This is a genomic window from Dehalococcoidales bacterium (assembly GCA_041652735.1).
In the GTDB taxonomy this organism is placed as follows: domain Bacteria; phylum Chloroflexota; class Dehalococcoidia; order Dehalococcoidales; family RBG-16-60-22; genus RBG-13-51-18.
This window is the reverse complement of sequence record JBAZGT010000011.1, coordinates 1-24,187: the sequence shown is the minus strand read 5'-3', so window position 1 is coordinate 24,187 and position 24,187 is coordinate 1. Positions and strand designations below refer to the sequence as shown.

Annotated in this window: 20 protein-coding genes; 8 read left to right on the top strand and 12 right to left on the bottom strand. The window is 57.3% G+C overall.

Annotation, left to right across the window (positions count from 1 at the left end; genetic code table 11):
* Positions 1 to 7 precede the first annotated feature (7 nt).
* Both lepA and hemW read right to left on the bottom strand, forming a co-directional pair.
* Complete coding sequence (lepA, locus tag WC370_05515; GenBank protein MFA5308931.1) at positions 8 to 1,828, bottom strand: translation elongation factor 4; 1,821 nt, start codon at positions 1,826 to 1,828, stop codon at positions 8 to 10.
* Between the two features lie 18 nt (positions 1,829 to 1,846).
* Positions 1,847 to 3,031, bottom strand: a complete 1,185-nt coding sequence (gene hemW / locus WC370_05510) for a radical SAM family heme chaperone HemW (GenBank protein MFA5308930.1) — start codon at positions 3,029 to 3,031, stop codon at positions 1,847 to 1,849.
* 146 nt (positions 3,032 to 3,177) lie between these two features.
* On the opposite strand from hemW, the gene WC370_05505 reads away from it, so the two are divergent.
* Positions 3,178 to 4,446, top strand: a complete 1,269-nt coding sequence (locus WC370_05505) for an HD domain-containing phosphohydrolase (GenBank protein ID MFA5308929.1) — start codon at positions 3,178 to 3,180, stop codon at positions 4,444 to 4,446.
* A 148-nt stretch (positions 4,447 to 4,594) separates the two neighbouring features.
* Here WC370_05505 and WC370_05500 read toward each other — a convergent pair whose 3' ends face one another.
* The 4 genes from WC370_05500 to WC370_05485 are packed head-to-tail and all read right to left on the bottom strand — an operon-like array spanning position 4,595 to position 7,259.
* Positions 4,595 to 5,497, bottom strand: coding sequence for a hypothetical protein (locus WC370_05500; GenBank protein ID MFA5308928.1), 903 nt, complete (start codon positions 5,495 to 5,497; stop codon positions 4,595 to 4,597).
* Positions 5,498 to 5,538: 41 nt separating this feature from the next.
* Positions 5,539 to 6,444, bottom strand: a complete 906-nt coding sequence (locus tag WC370_05495) for a hypothetical protein (GenBank protein MFA5308927.1) — start codon at positions 6,442 to 6,444, stop codon at positions 5,539 to 5,541.
* 52 nt (positions 6,445 to 6,496) lie between these two features.
* Complete coding sequence (locus WC370_05490) at positions 6,497 to 6,709, bottom strand: 4Fe-4S binding protein (GenBank protein ID MFA5308926.1); 213 nt, start codon at positions 6,707 to 6,709, stop codon at positions 6,497 to 6,499.
* 1 nt (position 6,710) lies between these two features.
* Complete coding sequence (locus tag WC370_05485) at positions 6,711 to 7,259, bottom strand: hypothetical protein (GenBank protein MFA5308925.1); 549 nt, start codon at positions 7,257 to 7,259, stop codon at positions 6,711 to 6,713.
* A gap of 273 nt (positions 7,260 to 7,532) precedes the next feature.
* Here WC370_05485 and WC370_05480 point away from each other — a divergent pair, with 273 nt between their 5' ends.
* Positions 7,533 to 8,726, top strand: a complete 1,194-nt coding sequence (locus WC370_05480; protein ID MFA5308924.1) for a CoA transferase — start codon at positions 7,533 to 7,535, stop codon at positions 8,724 to 8,726.
* Between the two features lie 219 nt (positions 8,727 to 8,945).
* Here WC370_05480 and WC370_05475 read toward each other — a convergent pair whose 3' ends face one another.
* Complete coding sequence (locus WC370_05475) at positions 8,946 to 11,591, bottom strand: heavy metal translocating P-type ATPase (GenBank protein MFA5308923.1); 2,646 nt, start codon at positions 11,589 to 11,591, stop codon at positions 8,946 to 8,948.
* Between the two features lie 184 nt (positions 11,592 to 11,775).
* On the opposite strand from WC370_05475, the gene WC370_05470 reads away from it, so the two are divergent.
* The 3 genes from WC370_05470 to WC370_05460 all read left to right on the top strand — a co-directional run bounded on the left by WC370_05470 (position 11,776) and on the right by WC370_05460 (position 14,475).
* Positions 11,776 to 12,228, top strand: coding sequence for a hypothetical protein (locus WC370_05470; protein ID MFA5308922.1), 453 nt, complete (start codon positions 11,776 to 11,778; stop codon positions 12,226 to 12,228).
* Positions 12,229 to 12,365: 137 nt separating this feature from the next.
* Complete coding sequence (locus WC370_05465) at positions 12,366 to 13,067, top strand: response regulator transcription factor (protein MFA5308921.1); 702 nt, start codon at positions 12,366 to 12,368, stop codon at positions 13,065 to 13,067.
* Positions 13,051 to 14,475: an ATP-binding protein gene (locus WC370_05460; GenBank protein ID MFA5308920.1), complete on the top strand. Its 1,425-nt coding sequence runs from the start codon at positions 13,051 to 13,053 to the stop codon at positions 14,473 to 14,475. Before WC370_05465 ends, WC370_05460 begins: the two co-directional genes overlap by 17 nt.
* 17 nt (positions 14,476 to 14,492) lie before the next feature.
* Here the strand turns inward: WC370_05460 and WC370_05455 are convergent, their stop codons facing one another.
* The 5 genes from WC370_05455 to WC370_05435 form a co-directional block, all read right to left on the bottom strand.
* The gene (locus tag WC370_05455; protein MFA5308919.1) at positions 14,493 to 14,810 is read right to left on the bottom strand and encodes a TusE/DsrC/DsvC family sulfur relay protein; all 318 of its coding nucleotides are present in this window, start codon (positions 14,808 to 14,810) and stop codon (positions 14,493 to 14,495) included.
* A 28-nt stretch (positions 14,811 to 14,838) separates the two neighbouring features.
* Complete coding sequence (locus WC370_05450; protein MFA5308918.1) at positions 14,839 to 16,437, bottom strand: (Fe-S)-binding protein; 1,599 nt, start codon at positions 16,435 to 16,437, stop codon at positions 14,839 to 14,841.
* On the bottom strand, positions 16,418 to 17,329 hold the full coding sequence (locus tag WC370_05445; protein ID MFA5308917.1) for a respiratory nitrate reductase subunit gamma: 912 nt from the start codon (positions 17,327 to 17,329) through the stop codon (positions 16,418 to 16,420). Before WC370_05445 ends, WC370_05450 begins: the two co-directional genes overlap by 20 nt.
* A 24-nt stretch (positions 17,330 to 17,353) precedes the next feature.
* Complete coding sequence (locus tag WC370_05440; protein ID MFA5308916.1) at positions 17,354 to 17,983, bottom strand: C-GCAxxG-C-C family protein; 630 nt, start codon at positions 17,981 to 17,983, stop codon at positions 17,354 to 17,356.
* A gap of 142 nt (positions 17,984 to 18,125) precedes the next feature.
* On the bottom strand, positions 18,126 to 19,766 hold the full coding sequence (locus WC370_05435; GenBank protein MFA5308915.1) for an MDR family MFS transporter: 1,641 nt from the start codon (positions 19,764 to 19,766) through the stop codon (positions 18,126 to 18,128).
* Between the two features lie 145 nt (positions 19,767 to 19,911).
* Here WC370_05435 and WC370_05430 point away from each other — a divergent pair, with 145 nt between their 5' ends.
* The 3 genes from WC370_05430 (at position 19,912) to WC370_05420 (ending at position 23,950) form a co-directional block, all read left to right on the top strand.
* Positions 19,912 to 20,337, top strand: coding sequence for a protease inhibitor I42 family protein (locus tag WC370_05430; GenBank protein ID MFA5308914.1), 426 nt, complete (start codon positions 19,912 to 19,914; stop codon positions 20,335 to 20,337).
* Between the two features lie 121 nt (positions 20,338 to 20,458).
* Entirely contained in the window at positions 20,459 to 22,804 is a 2,346-nt protein-coding gene (locus WC370_05425) for an endonuclease MutS2 (protein ID MFA5308913.1), read from the top strand.
* Between the two features lie 411 nt (positions 22,805 to 23,215).
* Positions 23,216 to 23,950, top strand: coding sequence for a Vms1/Ankzf1 family peptidyl-tRNA hydrolase (locus WC370_05420; GenBank protein ID MFA5308912.1), 735 nt, complete (start codon positions 23,216 to 23,218; stop codon positions 23,948 to 23,950).
* Positions 23,951 to 24,187 lie beyond the last annotated feature (237 nt).

Genomic DNA, 24,187 nt, shown 5'->3' with positions numbered 1-24,187 from the left:
CGCAGGCCTAGCCGATCTTGAGGACATCCAGGAAGGCTTCCTTGGGCACCTCGACGCGGCCAATCTGCTTCATCTTCTTCTTGCCCTCTTTCTGCTTTTCCAGCAGCTTGCGCTTGCGGGTGATATCACCGCCGTAGCACTTGGCCAGGACGTCCTTGCGCACGGCGGCGACATCCTGGCGGGCCACGATGCGGCTGCCGACAGCGGCCTGGATAGGGACTTTGAAAAGCTGGCGGGGGATGACCTGCCGCAGCTTGTTCACCAGAGCGCGGCCCACCTCCTGGGCCTTTCCCGGGGGGATGATGCGGCTGAAAGCGTCCACGGGGACTTCATTGACGAGGACATCCAGCTTGACCAGTTCGCCTTCCCGGAAACCGATGAACTCATAGTCCAGGGAGGCATAGCCGCGACTGCGGCTTTTCATCTGGTCATAGAACACGGTCAACATACAGCGTAAAGGCATTTCATACTCCAGGCGGACGCGCTGGCCAAGCTCGCCCACCGACTGGTTCATGCCCAAATACTCCGTGTGCTTATAGACCCCCTCGGACTCCGCTAAAAGCTCCATCAGGGCACCGATGAAGCTGGACGGGGTGATAATGGAAATTTTTACCCAGGGCTCTTCTATCTTCTCAATCTGGGACGGGTCAGGGAAGTCATCCGGGTTATTGATGGTTATCACCTGGCCGCCGGTTTTGGTGATATTGAAGGTGACGCCGGGGGCGGTAACCACCAGAGAGAGGCCGAACTCACGCTCCAGGCGCTCCCGCACGATGTCCAGATGCAGCAGGCCGAGAAAGCCGCAGCGGAAACCGTAACCCAGCACCGGGCTGGACTCCGGCTCGTAGGTGAGGGAGGCATCGTTGAGGTTGAGCTTTTCAATGGCCTCACGGAGCTCCTTAAACTCCTCCGCCTGGGTGGTATAGATGCCGGCAAAGACCATCGGCTTGGGGGGGTGGTAGCCTATCAGCGGCCCGGACACCTCACTATGCACTCCGGTGACGGTATCCCCGACGCGGCACTCCACCACGCTTTTCAAACCGGTGGCGATATAGCCCACGTCCCCGGCGGACAGCTCATCCGTGGGGACGGGCTGCGGGGCAAAATAGCCCACCTCCAGCACCTCTATCTCCGTGCCGTTGCTCATCAGGCGCAGGCGATCGCCTTTTACAACGCGCCCGTCCACCACGCGCAGGTAGGCGATTACTCCCTTGTAAGCGTCATAACGCGAATCGAAGATCAACGCGCGGAGAGGACTAGCGGCTTCGCCGCGGGGCGGGGGGATAAGGTGGACGATAGACTCCAGCAAAGGGGGCACGCCCTGGCCCGTCTTAGCGCTCATCAGCAGCACGTCCGCCGCTTTATAGCCGAGCACGCTTTCTATCTCCGCCATGACGCGGTCAGGCTCGCTGCCCTGCAAATCAATCTTGTTGATGACGGGGATAACCTCCAGGTTATGCTCCATAGCCAGGTAGGTATTGGAAAGCGTCTGGGACTGGATGCCCTGGGTGGCGTCAATGACCAGCACGGCGCCCTCGCAGGCCACCAGCGTCCGCGAAACCTCATAGGAAAAGTCCACGTGGCCGGGGGTGTCCACCAGGTTGAGACGGTAGGTTTTACCGTCGGCGGCTTTATAGCTCAGGCGGATGGCCTTGGCCTTGATGGTGATGCCGCGCTCGCGCTCCAGCTCCATGCTGTCCATCACCTGCTCGCCGATTTCCTCATGGCGCAGGGTGCCGGTCAGCTCGATAAGACGGTCGGCCAGGGTGGATTTACCGTGGTCGATATGGGCGATAATACAAAAGTTACGGGTCAGCGCCTGTTCCATATTTATCCTTCTCTTTACTTAATCCGGCAACAAACGCCAGAAAACTTCGTTGCTCAGGAGGCGGCCGCGGCGGGTGAGGCGGAGGCGCCCATCGTAACGCTCCAGCAGGCCGGCGGCGGTCATCTCCGCTATCGGCTCCCGGTAGAGGGACACCACATCCACGCCGAAGCGGCGCCGCAGGCTGGCCAGGTCCAGGCCCTGCCCCAGGCGCAGGCCGAGGATAGCGGACTCGGCAAGCTCCAGAGCGGGGGTAATCTCTTCATCCAGGGCGGAGGTCGGCAAGGCGTGCCCGGAAAAGGCCTGTAAATAGCCGTCCAGGCTGACGTCATTGGCAAAGCGGCGACCGTCCAGGCACGAATGAGCCGCTACTCCAACGCCAAGGTAAGGTTCATTATTCCAGTAAACAAGGTTATGGCGGCAGGCCCGGCCCGGCCGCGCCCAGTTGGAAATCTCATAATGGTCATAGCCGTCAGCCGAAAGCAAGTCTTCCGCCAGCTCATACTGTTCAGCGGCAAGGTCAGGGTCAATTTCCGGCAGACGGCCTTCCTGTATCTCCCTGAACAGCGGTGTATCCTCATCCAACGTCAGGGCGTAGAGGGAAAGGTGTTCCGGCGCCAGGGCTAAAGCCGCCTCCAGCGAACGACGCCAGTCCGCCAAAGCCTGGCCGGGCAGCCCGTAAATAAGGTCGAGGTTAATATTGGCAAACCCGGCGTCCCGGGCCAAGCGCACCGCCTCCACAGCCTGCGCCGCCGTGTGAATGCGCCCCAGCAGCGTCAGCTCGGCATCGCTAAAGCTCTGGACGCCGAGGCTCAACCTGTTTATGCCCAGTCGCCGGACAGTCGCGAGATACGCCCCGTCCACCGTGCCCGGGTTAGCTTCCATGGATATCTCGGCGTCTTTATCCACGGTAAATAACGTATCGACTAAAGAGAGAACCCCACCGATAGCGTCCGCGGGCAGCAGGCTGGGCGTGCCGCCGCCCAGGTAGATAGTGCGGACGCGTTCACCACCGGCCCGCTGTTTCATCTCAGCGGCCAGGGCTCGCAGGTATAACGGCATATCAACCCCGCGGCCGGCATAAGAGACAAAGGAGCAGTAGCGGCACTTGCGGCAGCAAAATGGAACGTGGATATACAGCGCTATTTCACCGGACACGATTTTATTATAGCAGAAGTGACCGGAAAGTAGAGCGGTTACAGGCAACGGGGACAAAGATTCCGGTCTCTGGCGTACCGCCTACGTTATATTTACGGGTAATTTCCTTTTTCAAGGCGATTGTTTATGGTTTGTTTACCGGGTTATTCCCAAAATATAGCTATCAGGTAAATCAGAATGGCGGACAAAATATCATGCTGAAAACAACCTCGAAGAGGTTGATACGGAAAATCCATACCGCCGGGTCTTGTGCCGGGCAAAAAACGGAAACCAGCAAGGCGCGACTCAACCTGCTGGAAAATATCTGCCAGAACATCCTGCCGGTCAAACAGCGGATGCCGGTCATCGCCACCATCAACGAGATGACCCGCTACGCCCTGAACGCTGCCGCCGCCACCATACTCTGCCGGGACGAGGAAAACAACGCCGTTATCAACCAGTTTACGGACTGTCCGCTGGGTAAACAGTTCATCCAGGTGGAGACGGTCAAAGAGCTGGGCATTGCCGGGACGGTATTACAGCATCCCCAGCCGCTGCTGGTCAAAAACGTAGCCCAGGACGCGCGTTTCAGCCAGTGCAAGGATGAAGTGCCCGGCATCGTGGCCAGGTCAGTGATTTGCGCGCCGCTGATTTTCCGGGGGGCGGTTATCGGGGTAGTGGAAGCGCTCAACCGCCTCGACGGGAACGACTTTAACGAACAGGACCTGGAGACGCTGACGGGGCTGGCCAACGGCCACGCTCTGACTATCGCCAACGCCCGGGCCAACGAAAACCTGCTCTATTCCTACAAGAGGACGGTGCAGAAGCTGGTATCCCTGGCCGATTCCCGGGAGACCACGGAAAGCAAGCACTCCATCCGGGTAGCCAAGTACGCCCTCATCGGCGCGGGACAGCTTAACCTCCCGCCGGAGGAGCAGGAGACCATCGAATACGGCTCCATCCTGCATGACATCGGCCTGCTCGGCGTGCCCGCCTCCATCCTGAAAAAACGCGAGGCGCTGACCAAGGAAGACTGGAACGCTATCCGCAAGCATTCGGTAATCGGCTACAACCTGCTCCGGGGCATACCGTCGCTGAACGAGGTGGGCAAGCTTATTCTCTACCACCACGAAAGATACGACGGCAAGGGCTATCCCTGCGGGCTCAAGGGAGAGACCATCCCCATCGGCGCGAGGCTGATTTCCGTGGCGGACGCCTTCGACAGCATGACGGTAAAACACTCCTACCGCGCCGCCTCCAGCCCTAAAGACGCCATACGGGAGCTGGGCAAATACGCCGGCACCCAGTTTTGCTCCACCGCCGTAAAAGCGGTGTGCCTGGGGTATATCAAGACCCAATCACTGGCCGGCATCACCGCCAAAAAAGAGACACTGACCAACGAACACTGGCGCACCAAGCCCGGCGACGGCAAAATCTGGCCGATAACGTTCGGGCAGAGTACCCACCCGGCAGAAAACGAATAGTTTTCCGTTGTGTAATATGACTTTACCATCCCTGAAACAGCAGGCGGACACCAAACTCCGGCAGGGGTATTACCGGCAGAGAGAAACGGTCTGCTAATAAAAGCCCCCCGTTTTTGGCGGGGGGCATGGTTTTTACCGGGTATTTCTTTTACTTGCCTTTAACCGGTTTATCACCGCCGAGCCAGGTGGTTTCATGCTCGTGGGCAAGGCAAATGGCGGTGAAAGCGTAGGGTTTTTCCACCTTCCGCGTGATTAGCGGGCAGTGAACCAGTCCCTTGGGGGCAATAACCACCGAGGGTGTATCGAAAACGTGCACTTCCCGCTCCTCCCCCATCTGGAACTCAATCTCCGCCCCGAGGTAATCGGGGTTGTCCGGGTCCAGCCCCACGAAGACCAGAGCTTCATCATTGGGATGGACGTGCGGGTCGTTTTCGTGCCAGGCGCCGGTGCCGTTGTGGAAAGCCCAGGTGAAATTCAGCAGGAAGCCATCGTGTTTCTTGCCATTCCAGAAGGCAAAGTGGTCCGCGTTGCCGCCTTTCTGGCGTTTCATATCCCGCATTTCCAAGCGGGTAATCATGTCCCCGCATTCGTTGGCGAGAATGAAGGCTTTATCCCGCTTGGTGAGCTCGGTGGTCTTGTCCTGGCCGCTCATGGAAATAGCCAGGAAGCCGAAGGGCCTGGTTACTTTTTTAGTGGTCATGGGCAGATGGGCCACGCCGGCGGGGATGACGACGAAAGACGGGGCGGCGATAATATGGTCTTCCTGCTTGTTGCCGATAGCCAGCTCCACTTCCGCGCCCAGGGAATTGGGGTTCTCGTAGTCCAGCCCGGTAAAGACGAATATCTCCCCATAGGGATGGACATGCCCGAACTCACCGCCCGCGCCCCAGCGGCCCGGCTTGCGGTGGTAGCTCCAGATAAAGCTCATGTTCATGCCTTCGAGGTCGGAGCCTTTGGGCCAGGTGATGTACTCCGGCTTGCCCTTGCCGCCGCCGGGTATCTCTTTATAAGCCAGCTTTTTGATTAAATGTCCGTACTTCGTTTTTGCCACGGTGCAAATCTCCTTCCCTACTTTATGTCAACATTAACCTGCTATTTAACGTAATCGTCTTTACCCTTGCCGGTGTGCCCCCAGGGACGGACGACGCAGAAAATCCAGGGCGCGTCCTGCTTGTTAACGATCAGCGGGCAGTGGGCATGACCAGCCGGCTGTATGGCCACCGAGGGTTTAGTGATAACGTGTTTTTCCATTTCCTTGCCCATGTACATCTCGCACTCGGCGGGGAAATCGCTCAAATCAGAGGGGTCGGCGCCCAGGAAGAGCAGGAACTCGGTATAGGGGTGGACGTGGGGTTTATCCGGCACCGGCCCGAAACGGTACGGCGCCTTGTTCATGCTTTCATAGGACATGTGAAACTCGAAGTCCTGGCCGTGAATATCGGTGATAGCGCCGCCGTGGGTGTCCGGGTTGAGCGGGCCATAGTGCCAGGGGCCGTTGCGGGTGAAAGCCAGGTGCTGGACGTTTTCCCGGTATTTAGCGCGCATGAAGTCCGCCTGTTTGCCCGGCTTATCATCGAGCTTAAACGTTTTAGCGGTAAGCTCCGGCGCCAGGGAAACGGTCATGTAGATAAACCTGTCATCCATGCGCCCGATGGAGGCGGGGAAATGGGGGGTACCTTTAGGCACGGCTACCGCCGTGGCGGTGGTTATCATGTGGGTCTCTTTTTCCCCGCCCATGTTCAGCTCCACCTCCGCGCCCAGGTAGCCCATATCGTAAGTGTCCAGTCCCATCCATATCATCACCTGGTCGAAATCATGCACCTCGGCCTGGAACGGCGGCTTGCCCATTTTCCCCGCCGCCCAGTAAGCGCCGTACTGGATGTTCACATCATAGCCGAGGTACGCGCCGTTCATTTCCGTGCCCTGCCGGCACAGTCCCGGCCCGTAATCCTTGAAAGAAAACTCCTTTATCAGGTGTCCGTATTTGGTTTTAGCCATGACCGCTACACTCCTTTCTTAAAGCTATCTCTATCCGTCGCCACCTGAAGCATTAAGCCTTACCGATGGCCTTGGCCGGGCACCACCACTCGAAGGAAACGCAGGTTCCGCAGTCCGTGCACTTCCGGGGGTCGATGCGGGTGGTATAGAGGATGAGGCCGTCGCTTTCCGTTACCTTATTATCGTAAACGATAGCTTTCTCCGGACATTCCGTGACGCAAAGCCCGCACTTGAGGCACTTTTTGGTATTGATTTTATAAGGCATATTACCTCCTGCCCTCAAACTTCCAGCCCTCCGGCTTTACCATGTTGGGATAGCCCACGCTCATGGCGTCATCGTGCCAGAAATTCCAGTCCAACTGGTCGCGGTGCTGCCGGGTCAAAAGCTGGGGATAGAATTTTTCCGTGTGCTGCAGGCCCTGGTTGATTTCAATGAATATCCAGGGGCGGTGGGTCTTGAGGGGATTCCAGGGGGCGTGGATGAAATTCGGAGGGATAAAGACCACGGTGGTCTCCGTGATAACGTGCCTTTCCAGCTCCGGCCCCATGTACAGCTCTACTTCCGCCCCGAGGTCATCCGGGTTATTGGGGTCAGTGCCGATGTGTATGAGCAGCTCCGCCTCAGAGTGGAGGTGGGGAGGATGCCCTACTTTCATGCGCGGCTCTTCATGTGGCAGCACCCAGTGAATGAAGTAGAAATTGCTCCCCTGGACAGTTTTGGTATCCATGCGCTGGATAATGGGGCCCATGACGAATTTGAACTGCTTCCAGGGGCTGTCCCTAATAAAGTATTTATCGTATTTGCCTTTGGCCATAACCTGTCCTCCTGCTGTATAAAGTCATATAATAGTTATGAAATAAATTGATTATCTTATTGAAATTTTTACGCGTGTTGCCCCATATACTATATCCCGCCCGTATCTGGTGTCAAACAAATTCGACTATAAAAAATTACTGCTCAGGCAATCCGCCGTGATTGTTCCCCCCATCCACCCTGTTAATGAAATAGTGTAAATGGTATAATTACTTAGCTAAAAAAGGGCGCGCGCCCCGGAAAATCCAATCCCGCCGCACTCGAGGAGGTGCACATGGCCAGCATTCTGGAAGGTATCAAGGTTATAGATTTCACCCAGGTATATTCCGGTCCGTACTGTACATTACTGCTGAAAGACCTTGGGGCGGAAATTATCAAGGTGGAAAGACCGGAGTCCGGCGACCTGATACGTTATGATATCCCTCACACCGAGGGCAACGAGGGCGGGCCGTTTATCATCCTGAACCGCGGCAAGAAAAGCCTGACCGTGGACTTAAAGACGGAAAAAGGCCGCAATATCGTAAAAAAGCTGATTAAGGGCATGGACGTCCTGGTGGAGAATTTCAGTCCCGGGACGATGGACAAACTGGGATTAAGCAGCAAAGAAATATGCGCGGAAAATCCCAACCTGATTTACGCCTCGATATCCGCTTACGGTCAGACCGGCCCGCGGCGCGATTACCCCGGGTTCGACCCGGTAGCCCAAGCGATGGGCGGCATGACCTGCGTTACCGGCTTCCCGGACAACCCCACCCGCTGCGGAGTTTCCATCGCGGATTTTTCTTCCGGGTTTTTTACCGCGCTCTCCATAGTATCCGCGCTATTCCACCGCCAGAGGACGGGGGAGGGACAGGCGATAGACATTTCCATGCAGGACTGCATCTGGCAGATGACCTCCGTAGAATACGCGCCGTATTACTGGCTGAACCATCAAATCCCGCCGCGGCTGGGCAACGGACATGCCGCCATGATTCCCTGCAACCTCTACCCCACCAAAGACGGACAACGGGTCTATATCAACGCCGGGGTGCTTTCCCAGGTGCACCGGCTCTATACGGCCATCGGGCGGGAAGATTTGATAAACACGCCGCTGGGCGCCAACCAGAACGAGCGCTTCCAGCACCGCCAGGAAATCGACGACGTCATCGGGGGCTGGGCAAAAACCAGGACGGCACAGGAAATAACCGAACTGCTGAAAAATGCCGACGTGCCCTGCACCAGGCTGCCGTCTTTCGACGAAGTCTGCAACGACCCGCACCTTTTAAGCCGGAACATGATTATCGAGGTGGACCAGCCGGTCTCCGGCAAAGTGAAAGTGCCCGGCTCCCTGTTCAAGTTCTCCAAGACGCCCGGGAGGATAGACTACCCCGCCCCGTACCTGGGGGAGAACAACCAGGAAATCCTGGCCGGGATGCTGGGGTACACGGAAGAGGAAATCAACAAGCTCTCCGACGAGCACGTGATTTAACTTGAATCTGTCATTCTGAGCAACGCGAAGAATCCGTACCCGACCGAATGGAAGCGGATCCTTCGTCGTTTCGCTCCTCAGGATGACAGATTATAAAAACACAAAACCCCGCTCATCCTGAGCTTGTCGAAGGATAAGGAACATCTAAAAACTTATCTAGCCCTCATGGTTCGATAAACTCACCATGAGCGGGGTGCTTTTTACCGGGGAAAACCCCGCTTACTTTTTCAGGTACTTTTCCGGGTCTTTATCAAAGGCTTTCTTGCAACCCACGGCGCAGAAGTAGTATTTCTTGCCTTTGTAGTCGGACACGGCCGCCGCCGTCTTTTCTTCCACCGTCATTTTGCATACCGGGTCGATTGCCATACCATTACCTCCCGCAGTTATCGCTTCTGTTTTATAAGGTCTGAAACTCCGCAAGCGCAGGGAGTTGGAAACCACCGTAATAGAGCTAGCCGCCATGGCCGCCGCCGCCATGATGGGATTGAGAAATCCGTAGTCGCCCAGGAGCCACCGCAGCCCGGACGGCACGCCGGAGACGTGAAAAGCGGTATAAAGCACCCCCGCCGCCACCGGAATCAGGACAACGTTATAGGCGAAAGCCCAGAACAGGTTCTGCTTGATGGTCCGCATAGTGCGGCGGCTCAGGGAAACGGCGGTAGCCACGCCGCTCAAATCCCCGCTAATCAGGGTAATGTCCCCGGTCTCCATAGCGACATCCGTGCCGGTGCCGATAGCGATGCCGATATCCGCCTGGGCCAGGGCCGGGGCATCGTTAATGCCGTCACCCACCATCGCCACGATTTTGCCCTCGTCCTGGAGCTTCCTGACCTCCGCCGCCTTGTGCTCCGGCAGGACCTCCGCCAGCACTTTAGTAATACCCGCCTCCCGGGCGATAGACTCGGCGGCGCGGCGGTTATCGCCGGTGACCATACCCACCTCGATACCCAGGCGGCGCAGCTCGGCAACCACCGCCATGGCGTTAGATTTAAGCGTGTCCGCCAGCGCAATCAGTCCCGCTCCTTCACCATTCACCGCCAGAAATATGACCGTTTTGCCGTCGCTCCAGAGCGCGGCGGCCTGTTCTTCCAGTTTGCCTAAAGATACCTGCTGGTCCTGCATCAGGGCTAGATTACCTAATAATAATGTCTTTTTCTCCACCACCGCCTCCGCCCCGTAACCCGGAATAGCCTGGAATTTGGTGGTGGGGGCTAATTGTAATTCCTTTTCCCCCGCTTTTTTCACCACCGCTTCCGCCAGCGGGTGCTCGGAATCGTGCTCCACCGCCGCCGCCAGCCTAAGGACTTCATCCTCGGTGAAAGGCGGGGTGGGGATAATGTCCGTCACCTCCGGCTTGCCCTCGGTCAGCGTGCCGGTCTTGTCCAACAGCAGGGTATTTACCTTGTAAAATTTCTCCAGGGCGCCGGCGCTGCGGATGAGAATGCCGTTTTCCGCCCCCTTACCCGTCCCCACCATAATGGCAGTGGGAGTAGCCAGCCCCAGGGCGCAGGGGCAGGCAATAATGAGGACGGCGATGAAATTAAGGAAAGCGTAGGTCAAAGCCGGGGTGGGGCCGGTAAAATACCAGATGATAAAGGTAATAACCGCGATAGCGATAACCGCCGGCACGAAATAGCCGGCGATAACATCCGCCAGCCGCTGGATGGGCGCTTTACTGCCCTGGGCTTCTTCCACCAGCCGCACGATGCGCGCCAGGGTGGTGTCCTTGCCCACCCGCGTGGCCGCAAACTGGAAGCTGCCCGTTTTGTTGATAGTGGCCCCGATGACCTCGTCCCCCTCTTTCTTTTCCACCGGCAGGCTTTCTCCGGTGACCATGGACTCGTCCAGGGCGGGGCTGCCCTGGCGGACAATACCGTCCACGGGGACCCTTTCGCCGGGCCGCACCAGCACCAGGTCGCCTACCTGCACGTCCTCGACGGAGATTTCCATTTCATTACCGTCGCGCCGCACCAGCGCCGTACGCGGCTGCAAACCGATGAGTTTCTTGATAGCGTCGGACGTCCTGCCCCTGGCACTGGCTTCCAGATAACGGCCAAGCAGAATCAGGGCGATAATCATCGCCGAGGTGTCAAAATACAAATCCGGCGCTTTGCCGCCGATGGTCAGCGCTGACGGGAAAAGCACCGCCACCACGCTGTAAAGATAAGCCGCCGAGGTGCCTACCGCTATCAGGGTGTTCATGTCCGCGCGGCGGTGTTTCAGCGCGCCCCACGCTCCTTTATAAAAACGCAGGCCAGCCCAGAACTGTACCGGCGTGGCCAACGCCCACAATACCCACTTCAGACCGGCGAACTCCGGCGTCCACATAAGCACCATGATGGCCGCCGCCAGCACTACGGCAAAGATAAACCGGTCACGGACTTTTTTAATCTCGCGGGAGGACGCGGCGGAAACGTCTTCCAGGGTTTCCGCTTCCGAGCCCAGCTCATAGCCGGCGTCTTTCACCGCCCGGCGCAGGTCAGAGACGGACGTGCTTTCCAGATACTCCACGGTGGCTTTCTCCGACGCCAGGTTGACACTGGCCGAAACCACGCCCGGCACACTTCTCAACGCTTCTTCCACCCGCGCCACGCAGGAAGCGCAGGTCATGCCGCTGACCGGGAAGATGGACTTCTGCACGGCGATGCCGTAGCCGGCCTCCGAGATAACGTTTTCTATTTTTTTCAGGTCGACCTTGTCCGGGTCGTAGGCCACGGTGACCTTTTCCGAAGCAAAGTTTACCCGGGCCCGGGCCACGCCCTCGGTCTCCGCCAAGGTTTTTTCCACGGTGGCGGCGCAGGTGGCACAGGTCATCCCGGTAACACGGATGGTGGTCTGCTGTGTCTTGTCGTTATTTTCCGTCATAACTAAATTTCCAGAAATAAATACTCCCGTATTGCCATCTTATCACATCATATTACCAGATACGTAACGTGTATGTGACCTATATCTCCTAAAGCCGGGCTTTGGTTTACCCCGCCGCATTAACCGGATTTTAACATTCTTCTGTTATGCTGATATCAAAGTACACGGAAAGGAGATGATGCGGATGCATATAAGCAAGAAATTCCTGCTGGTGGGGCTGCTGGTGGCGGCCGTCCTGGGCGGCACGCTGGGCGGTATCGCCATCGCGCAGGATAACGGCCAAGGTACAGCAACAGTCCAGACCGACAACAACACCCGCCTGTCCAACCTGCTGGATAAAGTCGTCGAAATCTACAAGCAGAATACCGGCGTGACCATAGACACGGAGGAACTGCTGAACGCTTTCAAACAGGCCGGGCAGGAAACATGCAACACGGCCATCGACAACTACCTGGACAAAATGGTGGAAAACGGTAAAATCACCCAGGCGCAGGCGGACGAGTTCAAGGCCTGGCTGGATGCCAGACCGGATGTACCCATCACCCCCGGAACCGGCCTGCAATTCCACGGTAAGATTAAGATGAACGGCATGTTCGGCCTCCGCGGCGCACTTAATGGCGCACTAAATACAGATTAAACGCTGTTCCGGACCGGACGCCGCCCGCTAAATACCAGTTAATCCTGAAGGAGGGGAAATATTTCCCCTCCTTTTCACATTTTATTAACAATTGTGTTATAACATGAATGGAAATACTGGCAAGCGGGGTAGCAGCGATGTCCGGAAAAAAGGTACTGGTGGTTGACGATGATGTAAAAACGGTGGAACTGGTCAAGCTGTACCTGAACAGGGACGGCTACCGCGTCCTCACCGCCTATAACGGCAACGATGCCCTGCGCATCGCCCGGGAAAACCGCCCCGACCTTATCGTCCTTGACTTGATGCTGCCCGGCATCAACGGCTTCGAGGTCTGCCGCACGCTGCGTTCCGAGTCCGAGGTACCCATTATCATGCTCACGGCGCTGACCACCGATGACGATCGCCTGACCGGGCTGAACCTGGGGGCCGATGATTACGTGACCAAGCCTTTCAGCCCCCGAGAGCTGGCGGCCAGGGTGCGGGCGGTGCTGCGCCGCCTGCCCGGTGAGCGGGGCCCGGAGAAGATAGAGCACGGCGCGCTTACCGTCAATTTCATGAAACACGAGGCATTCCTGGAGGGCAAACCCCTCAACCTCAGCCCCATCGAGTTCAAAGTGCTGGGCGCCCTGATAAAAGAGCCGGGGCGGGTGTTCAGCCGGGCACAGATTATAGAAAACGCCCTCGGGCACGACTTCGACAGCTTCGACCGCACCATAGACGTGCATATCCTCAAGCTGCGCCGCAAACTGGAGCCAGACCCCCATCACCCCAAATATATCAAGACCATCTATGGGGCCGGCTACAAGCTCCTGGAGAACAACGGTGATTCACAATCTTAACGTCCGCATCCTGGGTTCCTTCGCGCTGGTAATTATCATCATCTTCGGCTCCGTGTTCTTTTTCACCTACCAGACCACCCGCAACGAAATCAGAGAGATGAGCGAGCGCCTGGGTGAAAGCGTGCAGGTTATCCAGGACAGGCGCGTGCAGTCCGAGCTTTCCCGTTACTACCAGCTTAACGGTTCCTGGGACGGCGTCCAGTCCGTGGTGGAGCAATGGGGCATTGTGTACGGACGGCGGATTATCCTGACCGATAACAACGGCATCGTGGTAGCGGATTCCGCCGCCGAACTACTGGACTCCAGCTACCCTGATGGAACCACGGACCAGACCGACACCGTCTCTTTAGCCCTTTCGGGTAACACTTTTATTACCCTGATTCCCTCACAAATGGGGTCGGGCTTCGGGGCGATAGCCAAGGTCAGCATCGTCGGCACGCTGTATATCACTCACGGAGAACTGGTGGACGTGAACAAGACGGCGCTCCAGCTTACCTACAACTCTATAGGCGGGAACTATATCCTGGGCGGCCTGCTGGCCGGCGCGACCGCCATATTACTCACTTTCCTGCTATCGCGCCGCATCCTGGCGCCGGTTAGGGACCTGACCAAAGCCACCCGCCAGTTCGGGCAGGGTGATTTTTCCCGCCGGGTCGACCCTGAAGGCAAGGGAGAGATGGGCGAGCTGGCGCGCTCTTTCAACTCCATGGCGGAAAGGTTGGAAAATAACCAGCGCCTGCGGCAGAACATGGTGGCGGATGTCGCCCACGAGCTAAGGACACCACTCTCCAACCTCAAGGGTTACCTGGAAGCCATCAGCGACGGCGTGATACAGCCGGATGAAGCCACGATTCATTCCCTTAACGAGGAAGCCGCCACACTTGCCCACCTGGTGGAAGATTTGCAGGAATTGAGCCTGTTCGATGCCGGCGAGCTTAAGATAGACGCGCAGCCGGAGGATATTGCGCGGCTTATCCGGGAAACGGTCACCGCCATCCAGCCCAAAGCCGCCGCCAAAGGCTTATCCCTGGCGACCGAACTGCCGGAAAGCGTTTCTCCGGTCAATATAGACAGCCACCGTATCAAACAGGTGCTTTATAACCTTTTAGACAACGCCGTGGCGCATACGCCCCAGGAAGGCAAGATAACCGTAACCGCCCGTGAAGAAGGCGATACCGTTTACGTGAGCGTGGCCGATACCGGGGAAGGCATCCCCGCCGCCGAACTGGCGCTGATTTTCGAGCGCTTCTACCGCGTGGACAAGTCCCGCGCCCGGGCGACCGGCGGCAGAGGCCTGGGGCTGACTATCGCCAAACGCCTGGTAGAAGCCCACGGCGGGACGATTAAAGTGGAAAGCCGGGTCGGGCTCGGGAGCACCTTTACCTTTTCCCTGCCCGTCAACAAATAGTCGATTCAGCCTGGAAGCTACACGCAGCCGGTGGCTTTGGGAACACCGGCCCACTTGCAGGCGGAATTGGCCGGGCCTTCCGGGAAAAGGTCATAAAGCTGCTTCAGGGTAAAGCCGCTTTCCTTGACCAGCCTTCTCACCATGGGGCAAATGCCATTGGCAAGGTAGTAGTTTCTCAGATAATTAATGACTTTCCAGTGGTCGGCGGTAAGTTCGGTGACGCTCTCTTGCGCCCCGTAAGCTTTGGCGATTTCCTCGGTCCACCTGGCGGTCTCCTGCATAAAGCCGTGCTCATCAACTTCCAGTACCTGACCGGCGAGTTCCATTTGTGACATAGCGTTAAACCCCTTTTAGTAAATTTGCTTATTCAAAAACAATATATGGTTTTTTCAGATCAACCATAGCATTAACGATTAATTCCGCCAGCCCGCCGCAATAAAAGCCGGACTTCTCCTGCGCCCCGTAGTACCTGAATATATCGCGGAACTGGAGCTTACAGTTGAGACAGGGGGCGCAGATGTATTTGCTGACTTCCGGTCCGGGGTGGTCGCTAAAAGCCTCCAGGAGCTGTTTGAATTTCAGCCGGCCCGCCACCCCCGCCTTCCAGTCCGTGAAATTAACGCCGGACATGACGCTCAAGCCCCCACCCCCGCCGCAGCAATAGTTGTCCACGCCGTGCGGCGTCATTTCCCGGAACTGCGGGCAGAGATAGCGCAGCACACGCCGCTGCGGCTCGACGATGCCCAGGTTCCTGACGATATTACAGGGGTCGTGGAGGGTCACGGGGAAGCTGTTTTTTGACGGGTCGAACTTTATTTTGCCGCTGAAAACTATATGCTCCAAGAAAGTCATCACACTTTCCCGGGGTATATTCAGGTCCCCGGTGAGCAGGCGGTCGGCCACGGACATCAGGGCTTTATGCTCATGCCCGCACTCCCCCAACACGATCTTTTTCACCTTGAGCTTCCGGGCGATTTGCGCGTGCCGGATGGCTATCTTGGCCAGCTGAACATCATCGTAAAAAAGGCCGTAATTCACGCCGTCGTACCCCGGCGCCTCGGAAGAAAGCGTCCAGCTAAGGCCGGCGGCGTTGCACAGGACAGTAAAAGCCATAACGCTCTCCGGGAAAGAAAGGATATCCCCGGCGCTGTGCAAGAGCAGAATATCCGCGCCCTCTTTATCCCAAGGCGTTTCTATCTTCAGGCCGGTGGCCTCGCTGAAGTCCTCGTCCAGGAATTTTAAATTATCGATAGCCACATTAGATCTCAAGCCGGTAGGCGAGCCTACCTTGAGTTGGAGCACGGTGCCTTTAGCGTGCAGCTCTTCCGGCGCCCAGCCGAGTTCCTGGCTGAACAGCTTGCGCAGCTCGCGGGTGATGAGGGCGTTATCCACGCCGACCGGGCAGGACTGGGCACAGCGGCGGCAAAGCGTGCAGCGGTAAGCCAGCTCGTAGAGTCGGGAAACAGTAGCCCAGTTAAGCTCGATATCCGCCCCTTTTATTTTGGAGAGCAGCTTGCCGCCTTTACGGGCGTATTTGGCGATAAGCCGGCGGAATATTTCGGCGCGGTAGGTGGGGCGGTAAATCTCGTTCCGGCCGCTGGCGGTGAAGACGGGACAGGCCTCGGAGCAGGTCTGGCAGCGGGCGCAGTGGTCCAGGGAAAGCAGCAGCGGCTGGAGAAAAGTCCAGTTGTTTTCCCGGCTTAACAGCTTTTTCAGTCCGGAAATAAACAAGGCGACGTATTTATCTTCTTCCTCCGCGGTTTTAGGCTTTGGCAGACCCATCGCGGCAAAGCCGTCCAGGTTAGCCACCAGCCTTTCCCGCTGGTCCGGGGTAAGCGGCTTGAAGTCAGGCGTCCCGTCATAAGGGGGCGGGAGGGGCAATAAAGCGTCAAGCTCCAGAGTAGTGAGCTGTTTAGCCGCATCCTGAGAAATATCAGTTAGTTTAATGTTTTTCCCGGTCACCGGTATCCTCCACGGCTAAATCCTCCCAGTTTTTCTCCCCGCCCCCGGTAATATGGTCAGCGGACCACCCTAAAGGCTGCGCCGCCAGCCCGCGGAGTTTTTCCGCCATGCCGCTATCCTGCGGTGCGTCATTCCAGCGCACGGCGTGATAGGTGAAGAACTTGGTGACGAAGTGCACCATGTCCGTAAACGGCAGGTAGACGATAAATAGAGCGGAAATAATAATGTGCGCCGCCAGGGGCGCGACGGCGGCGGTCCCGCCGTTTAAAGTCAGCAGGTTTTTCACGAAGACGCTCATTTCCGTCATGGGCGCGCTGACGGCAAACCAGGCCACCGCGCCGCTGATAAAAATAGCTCCTAAAAATACCAGCCGGAAATAGGCGGCGAAGGTGGTGAAATTGCGGAACGCGGGGTCAAGGTAGCGTTTGAGTATCAGTCCCACCGCCCCGATAGCGCCTAAAATATCCCCCGCCAGCGCCGCCACCGCGGCGATGTTCCGGAAAACGTCCAGAACGGTACCCGTAACTCCGGTAATGATGAACAAGGCATTGACGATATGCAAGAAAACAGTAACGATTAACAGATAAATGCCGGTGTGCAGGGCGAAGGAAAACGGCCAGAAGCCCCGGTTGTTTTTCCACACGCTTTGCAAAAGAAATATCTCCTTTGCCATGTAGGCCACCGGGCCGGCCAGGGATGTGCGGCGCTTTTTCTTCCACCACTCGTACTCTTCAAAATAAGAGCCGCCGTATTTCCCCTTACCTTTTTCGTGGGGGACCGGGGCCAGCTCCCAGCGCAGATGCAGCGGCATCCTGACGATGGCGACCACGCGGTACACCATCAGCGCCAAAAAAACAGCTATTGCCGTAAAAACGAATACCAGCCAGAACATCCCGGATAAGACTCCCCGCAGGAATTATTTCATACTATCGATAATGAACCCCGCGGCCAGGCGGACGCCCAGACCCGGCGGCAGGCCGCACTTCTCAAAGCCCTTTTCCCCGGCGAAGGCCATCATGGATTCTTCGCTGTCGCCGGGATTGAGGTGGTGCCCCAGGATGACCGTCTCGATGATGTCGGAGCAGTATAAATGCCCCACCGCGTCCTCGAAATAAGCCATGAACTTCTGCGATATCGAGATGGTCTTGTTCATCGCCTCGTAGTCCAGGCGGTTATCGCTGCCGAAGTAAAGCCCGAAGTTAATCAGGCTGCCGGTAATGCCCCCGCAGATTTCCCCCGTCCCCCCGATGCCCGGGAACGGCGTGAGGGCCTTGATAATTTCCATGCTGCCCAAGCCGAACTCTTCCATCAGAGCCAGCGCCGTGCCCTGGGCACAGTTCTTGAAGATATAGTTATATTCCTCGGCAAGTAACTGGACATGGTCGAGGATTTCAGCCTTACGGGCTTTCATTTCCTTGGGGTCGAGCTTCTTCCGCGGAATGCCTTCCTTAGTAAGCTTTGCTACCCTGGCGGTAATGGCCGCGTCATCCCAGACCCGGCAGGCCAGCTCATCCACTTTTTTCTTAAGAACCGCATAGTCCGTCATGGCACACTTACTCCTTCATATATTATCAGCAATAGTCCTATTATAGCTGATTCAGCGGACGATGAAAATTATCTATTATCTGATAGATACGGTAATGTCCCCGGCGTTATTAAAAAAGGGGGAGGGAGACGGAAGCCCAGGGCTATTTCCCGGCCTTTTTCTGGAGGGGAGGGGTATCCGCGCCGTGATGGGTGCGCAGGGGAATTTCCTTGATGAAAAAGTTAATGATAAAGGCCAGTACCACCGCGGCGCAGGAATAGAGGAAAACATGCGATATGGATAGCGCCAGAGATTCACGCATCGCCTGTAATACCTGCTGTAAAACGGCAGGGCCTTTATCACCCAGATGGCTTACCATGCCTTGCAATTGAGCCTGTGCATCAGAGCTCATCAAGGCCTCCGGGTTATGTGCCAGGGTGCTCAACTGGTCAGGCGGGACGGCGTTGACAAAGTCCTGAGGCACCCGTGTCAGCAGCTCCGCGGCAAACCGGTTGCTCATGACCGACCCGAATATCGCCAGCCCCACCGAACCGCCGATAGAGCGGAAAAATGCCGTGGATGATGTGGCTACCCCCAGTATTTTATACGGTACGGCGTTCTGCACGGCGATGGTGTAAAGCGGCATGGTGATGCCCAGGCCGAAGCCGGCAATAATCATGTTCCTGATGGCCTCCCCGTTGGTGGTATCGATGTTCATACGGGACAACAGGAACATGCCTACCATCATTATCCCCACCCCGATAACCCCCTGTAACTTATAGTGCCCCCCTATACGGGAAAGCGCCTGCCCAGAAAGGAAACTGCCGGTAACCGTCCCCAGCATCATCGGCGTCACAAAATTGCCGCTGGCCGTGGCGGTGGCGCCCAGCACGCCCTGGAAAAAGAGCGGGATAAAGGTAATAGCGCCGAACATCCCCATGGATGTTAAAAAGACCATGATAAATGAGATAGTCACGATGCGGTTTTGAAATAGAGAAAGCGGTATCAGCGGCTCCTTGGCGCGCTGCTCCGCCAGAAGAAACAGCCCCAAAGCCACCACCGACACGGCAAAGAGGCCGATGATTATGGCGGAACCCCAGGGGTATTCCACGCCGCCCCAGGTCAGTGCCAGGAGCAGCGGCACCACCATCAGCACCAAGCAAGCCACCCCGGGATAATCGATGGTATGTTTGAGGTTGTCCGGTTTAATATGCGGAAAGAAGAAAACAAAAAGCGTTATCACCAGCAGGCCCAGCGGCACGTTCACGAAAAATACCCAATGCCAGGAAAGATTGTCCGTTATATACCCGCCCAGCGTCGGCCCGATAACCGCGGAAAGGCCGAAAACGGCGCTCATAATACCCTGGTATTTACCGCGCACCGCCGGCGGAAACAGGTCGCCGATGACGGTGAAAGCGTTGGCCATCATCACGCCGCCGCCGATGCCCTGGACGCCGCGGAAGATGATAATCTGCACCATGGTGTTGCTCAAGCCGCAGGCAACGGACGCCAGCACGAAGATGGCGATGCCGCCCAGGTAAAAATACTTGCGCCCGTACATGTCGGTCAGCTTGCCGGTGATGGGGATGGCCACCGCCGAGGTGATGATGTAGGCCGTGGTTACCCAGGTGTATTGCGTGAAGCCGCCCAGATCGGCGATGATGCGCGGCATGGCCGTGCCGACGATGGTCTGGTCCAGCGAGCTTAAGAACATCGCCAGCAGCACACCGGCAAAAGTGATAATTATCTGTTTTCGGGGAAGGCTGCTGAGACCGCCCGCTTGAATCTGATTATATTGTGTCACGTATTTTCAGGATATTTCTATGACGATATATCTGGATATATTATATCATACTTAACATTTATTTATTTACCCTACCCCTAACCCGAAAGCCCGCTTTCCGTTATAATATATGGCAAACAAAAAAGATTGATAGAAAGGCACTGAAATGAAAAAGACAATCATCCTGGGACTGATAACCATACTGCTGGTACCCTTGCTGGTCATGGGGTGCGGCGCGGGGACGAAGACAACTATCGAGCTGTCGCTCGACGACTTCGCTAAACAAAACAACATGGTTAAGAACATAACGGTCTCCCCACACGGCATAATAACGGTCACCCTGGGTTCTAACGCCAGCACAGGCTACCAGTGGGGCGAGGCGGCAATCGGCGACACGAGTAAGGTCGCGGAAGCCACGCGCCAGTTCGTGGAACCTACCCAGGAAGGTATAGCGGGCGCACCCGGCAAGGATGTCTGGACGTTCGACGCCAAAGCGGCCGGCAGCACCACGATTACCTTCAGCTACAGTCGACCGTGGGAGGGCGGGGAGCAGGACACCTACACTTTAACGATAAACGTAACCGTGAAATAACCAACGGCCGTTTTACAATATTGAAACGGGGGAGCCCGGCTAGCTCCCCCGTTTCATTTTGGGGACAAAATTAATTTGTTCGTGTGATATAATAGAGCGGCAATTACGTTAAGGACGCGATATGGACGATAAAAGCCTGGAAATGCTGGAGTTCCCCAAGATAAAGGAAATACTGGCCGGCTATACCTCTTTTTCCGCCAGCCGGGAGCTGGCGATGGCGCTGCGGCCGCTGTACGACTATGAACAAATTTCCCGGCTGCTGCGCCGGACGGCGGAAGCCCGGGAGCTTTTAAGGCTGGACCGGGGTTTCTCCATCGGCGGGGCGGTGGATATCCGCGATAAAGCCAGACTGGCATCACTGGAAGGCGTCCTCGACCCGTCCAGCCTGCTGGACATACAGCAGACCCTGGCCGCGCTGCACGATCTGCGGCGCTACCTCAAGAGCATCGCGGGGGATTTCCCGCTACTGTGGGAGATAGCCGAGGGCATCGCCGAGCTGCAACAGATAGAAAAAGACATCGGCGGGTGCATCGACCCAGGCGGAGAAGTGCTGGACACCGCCTCGCCGGCCCTGGCCAGCATCCGCGCCCGGCTGAGGGAATCACGCGGGCAGATACTGGAGAAGCTGGAAGGCATCGTGAGGTCGCCGCGGAGCGGCACCATCCTCCAGGAGGACGTCATCACCGAGCGCGAGGGGCGCTACGTCATCCTGGTCAAGATGGAGCACCGCCACGAGGTGACCGGCATCGTCCACGATATATCCAACACCGGCGCCACCGTTTTCATGGAGCCTACGGCCACGGTGGGGCTGGGCAACGCCATACGGGAACTGGTGGTGGAGGAGCGGCATGAAATCGAGAAGGTGCTGCGGCTGCTGACGGCCGAGGTGGGCGCCCACGCCGAAGATATTGCCCGGAGCGTGGAACTGACCGCCGAGCTCGACCTGATTCTGGCCAAAGCCAGGTACGCGGCCAGGACCAGGGCGGTGGAGCCGGTTATTACCGACGGCAGCCAATCACAGAAAGGCTTTATAAAACTGATAGACGCGCGGCACCCGCTGCTCGGCGAAAAGGCCGTGCCCTTTTCCGTGGAGCTGGGCAACGAGTACTCCGCGATGATTATCACCGGCCCCAATACCGGGGGCAAGACGGTCACCCTAAAGACCATCGGGCTGCTCAGCCTGATGGCGCAGTCCGGCCTGCCGATTCCCGCCGCCGGGGAAAGCCAACTGCCGCTTTTCGACGGGATTTTCGCCGATATCGGGGACGAGCAAAGCATCGAGCAGACGCTATCCACCTTCAGCTGGCACATGGGCAACATCGTCCGCATTATCGCCCAGGTCACACCCCGGAGCCTGGTGCTGCTGGACGAACTGGGCACCAGCACCGACCCCGCCGAAGGCTCGGCTTTAGCGCGGGCGGTACTGCGCTATTTCCTCGGCCAGGGCGCGCTGACGGTAGCCACCACCCATTTCAGCGACCTAAAAGCCTTCGCCCATACCACGCAGGGCATGGAGAACGCATCGCTGGAGTTCGACCCGAAAACGCTGACACCCACCTACCACCTGACGGTGGGGCTGCCGGGGGGCAGCAACGCGATAGCTACCGCCGCCCGGCTGGGTATCCCGGCGGAGATAGTCAACGACGCCCGCAGTATGCTTTCCGGACACAGCCAGGAACTGGAAGGCCTGCTGGCCAACCTGATGGAAGAAAAGCAGAAAATAGCCGTCCTGCAACGCGACCTGACCGCCGAGCGGGAGACGCTGGCCCGCCGCAACGCGGAGATGGCTAAGGAGATAAAGCGGCTCCAGACCGAGGAGCGCCGCGCCGTGCAGTCCGCCCGCGATGAAATCGTCCGGGAGGCGGCGGAGCTGCATAAAGAGATACGGCAGGCGGCCGCCGACCTGCGCAAGGAAAAGTCCGCCGCCGGGCTGGAGCAGGCCAGGAATACGCTGGCCAGGGTGCGGGAGCAGATACAAGGAGTGGCCTGGCAGCCCGCCGCCGGAGAAACGCCGGAAGAAGAGTCCGCCGTCATCAAGGTGGGAGACAGCGTACTGGTAAAAGAGGCCGGGCTTACCGCCACGGTCATGGCTATATCCGAGGAGAACCAGGAAATAGAAGTGCAGGCCGGCAGGACGAAAATGCGGCTGGGGCTGGGCAGCGTGGTCAAAGTAGCGCCGTCCGGCAAGACGGTGCCGGCGCCGATAAAGACCCCACCCGTCCGCCGCGCCCCGATGGAGCTGGACTTGCGCGGCAAGCGCGCCGATGAAGTGGAACCGATACTGGACGGCTACTTGAGCGACGCGGCGCAGTCCAACCTGCCGGAAGCGCGCATCATCCACGGCTATGCCACGGGCACGGTGAGAAGCATCGTGCGGGAGTTTGTCAAGTCACACCCGCTGGTAAAGTCCTTCCGTCCCGGGGAGCGCAACGAGGGCGGCGACGGGGTGACGGTGGTGAGATTTTAGGCAATTGTTTTTTTATTTTTTTTATTAAGGTCCACGTACGATTTATAGCTAAGTAATTGTTTTTTAGTTTATGGTAAGCCAGCTTCAAATAGCGGGCATTTGTTTTTTTGTTTATGTCAAGAGGGGGTAAGGGATAGTTAACAGTTAACAGTTAACAGTTAGTAGTTAACAGTTAGTAGTTGACAGTTAACAGTATAAGAGAGGAAGGGGAGAAAGGAAAGGGGATGGTGACGCGGGGGGGGTAATAAGTAGCAAGTAGCAAGTAGCAAGTGTCAAGTAACAAGGAAATGACAAGGGGAAAAGGCGGGGAACAGCATACAGGGCGGGTTGGGAACCCGCCCCTACAATTTCTCTTTACTAGAGAGGGAGGACGACGGAAAAGCACATAGCGGATTACCGGTTTTGGAACCAATGTTGAAAAAACGTATGATAAGTCGTGGGGGGGCGCTGGAGCTGCTGGAGAGAATAGCGGGGGCTCCGGCCGCGCCGTCCCGCACGCTTTATATACCGCCCTTTCTTGCCGCGGATGAACTTGCCGTGATGCTCGGGGAGATACAAGCGGCACCGGAAACAAGCGGCGAACTGGGGGAAATCGCTACCGCTTCCCCGACCGGGGCGGTTATCTTCCGTAGCGACGCGATAAAGTACCTTATCGTGCCGCCATTCCCGGTAGCGGAAAAAGTACTGGCGGCCGGTATCGACACCGCCCCGCTGCGGGCACAGCTCGCCAAAGACTATTGCATCGGAGTGGTGCTGGTTCGGCTGGGCGCTTACGCTATCGGCATTTGCCAGGGGGATAAAATCATCGGCAGCAAGGTGGGCACCGGCCTGGTGCACGGGCGGAACCGAAAGGGAGGGTCGTCATCGCACCGCTTCGAGCGGCACCGGGACAAGCAGATAGAGCAGTTTCTGATACGCGTCTGCGGCCACGCCCGCGAGCAGCTCGAGCCCTACCTGAAAGCGCTGGACTACATGGTCTACGGCGGGGCTAAAAAGACGATATTGATGGCGCAGAAGTACTGCCCGCTGCTGATGAAGCTGGACAAGCCGGTGCTGCCGCCCCTCCTGGATATCCCCGACCCCCGCCAGGCGGTGCTGGAAAGCGCCGTTGCCCGGGTGTGGTCGAGCGCGGTGTGGGAGTGGTAGAGGGGTAGCAAGTAACAAGTGTCAAGTAACAAGGAAGTAACGAGGGGAAAAGGCGGGGAGCAGAATACAGGGCGGGTTGGTAACCCGCCCCTACTGTGTCTCTTTACTAAAGAGCAACTGTGTTAATTTATACATATTGCCAAGCTCTTTGATGTTTTAAAATTGAGTTCATGATAGTGAGCAGCCGCCTCATGCAGGCGACGAGGGCTACTTTCTTGGCTTTTCCTCTTGCCAATA

Excerpts from the sequence above, each read along its gene's own strand:
- lepA (MFA5308931.1), bottom strand. The coding sequence starts at position 1,828 with ATGGAACAGGCGCTGACCCGTAACTTTTGTATTATCGCCCATATCGAC.
- WC370_05505 (MFA5308929.1), top strand. The coding sequence starts at position 3,178 with ATGCTGAAAACAACCTCGAAGAGGTTGATACGGAAAATCCATACCGCC.
- WC370_05495 (MFA5308927.1), bottom strand. The coding sequence starts at position 6,444 with ATGGCTAAAACCAAATACGGACACCTGATAAAGGAGTTTTCTTTCAAG.
- WC370_05490 (MFA5308926.1), bottom strand. The coding sequence starts at position 6,709 with ATGCCTTATAAAATCAATACCAAAAAGTGCCTCAAGTGCGGGCTTTGC.
- WC370_05485 (MFA5308925.1), bottom strand. The coding sequence starts at position 7,259 with ATGGCCAAAGGCAAATACGATAAATACTTTATTAGGGACAGCCCCTGG.
- WC370_05480 (MFA5308924.1), top strand. The coding sequence starts at position 7,533 with ATGGCCAGCATTCTGGAAGGTATCAAGGTTATAGATTTCACCCAGGTA.
- WC370_05475 (MFA5308923.1), bottom strand. The coding sequence starts at position 11,591 with ATGACGGAAAATAACGACAAGACACAGCAGACCACCATCCGTGTTACC.
- WC370_05470 (MFA5308922.1), top strand. The coding sequence starts at position 11,776 with ATGCATATAAGCAAGAAATTCCTGCTGGTGGGGCTGCTGGTGGCGGCC.
- WC370_05465 (MFA5308921.1), top strand. The coding sequence starts at position 12,366 with ATGTCCGGAAAAAAGGTACTGGTGGTTGACGATGATGTAAAAACGGTG.
- WC370_05455 (MFA5308919.1), bottom strand. The coding sequence starts at position 14,810 with ATGTCACAAATGGAACTCGCCGGTCAGGTACTGGAAGTTGATGAGCAC.
- WC370_05445 (MFA5308917.1), bottom strand. The coding sequence starts at position 17,329 with ATGTTCTGGCTGGTATTCGTTTTTACGGCAATAGCTGTTTTTTTGGCG.
- WC370_05440 (MFA5308916.1), bottom strand. The coding sequence starts at position 17,983 with ATGACGGACTATGCGGTTCTTAAGAAAAAAGTGGATGAGCTGGCCTGC.
- WC370_05430 (MFA5308914.1), top strand. The coding sequence starts at position 19,912 with ATGAAAAAGACAATCATCCTGGGACTGATAACCATACTGCTGGTACCC.
- WC370_05425 (MFA5308913.1), top strand. The coding sequence starts at position 20,459 with ATGGACGATAAAAGCCTGGAAATGCTGGAGTTCCCCAAGATAAAGGAA.
- WC370_05420 (MFA5308912.1), top strand. The coding sequence starts at position 23,216 with ATGTTGAAAAAACGTATGATAAGTCGTGGGGGGGCGCTGGAGCTGCTG.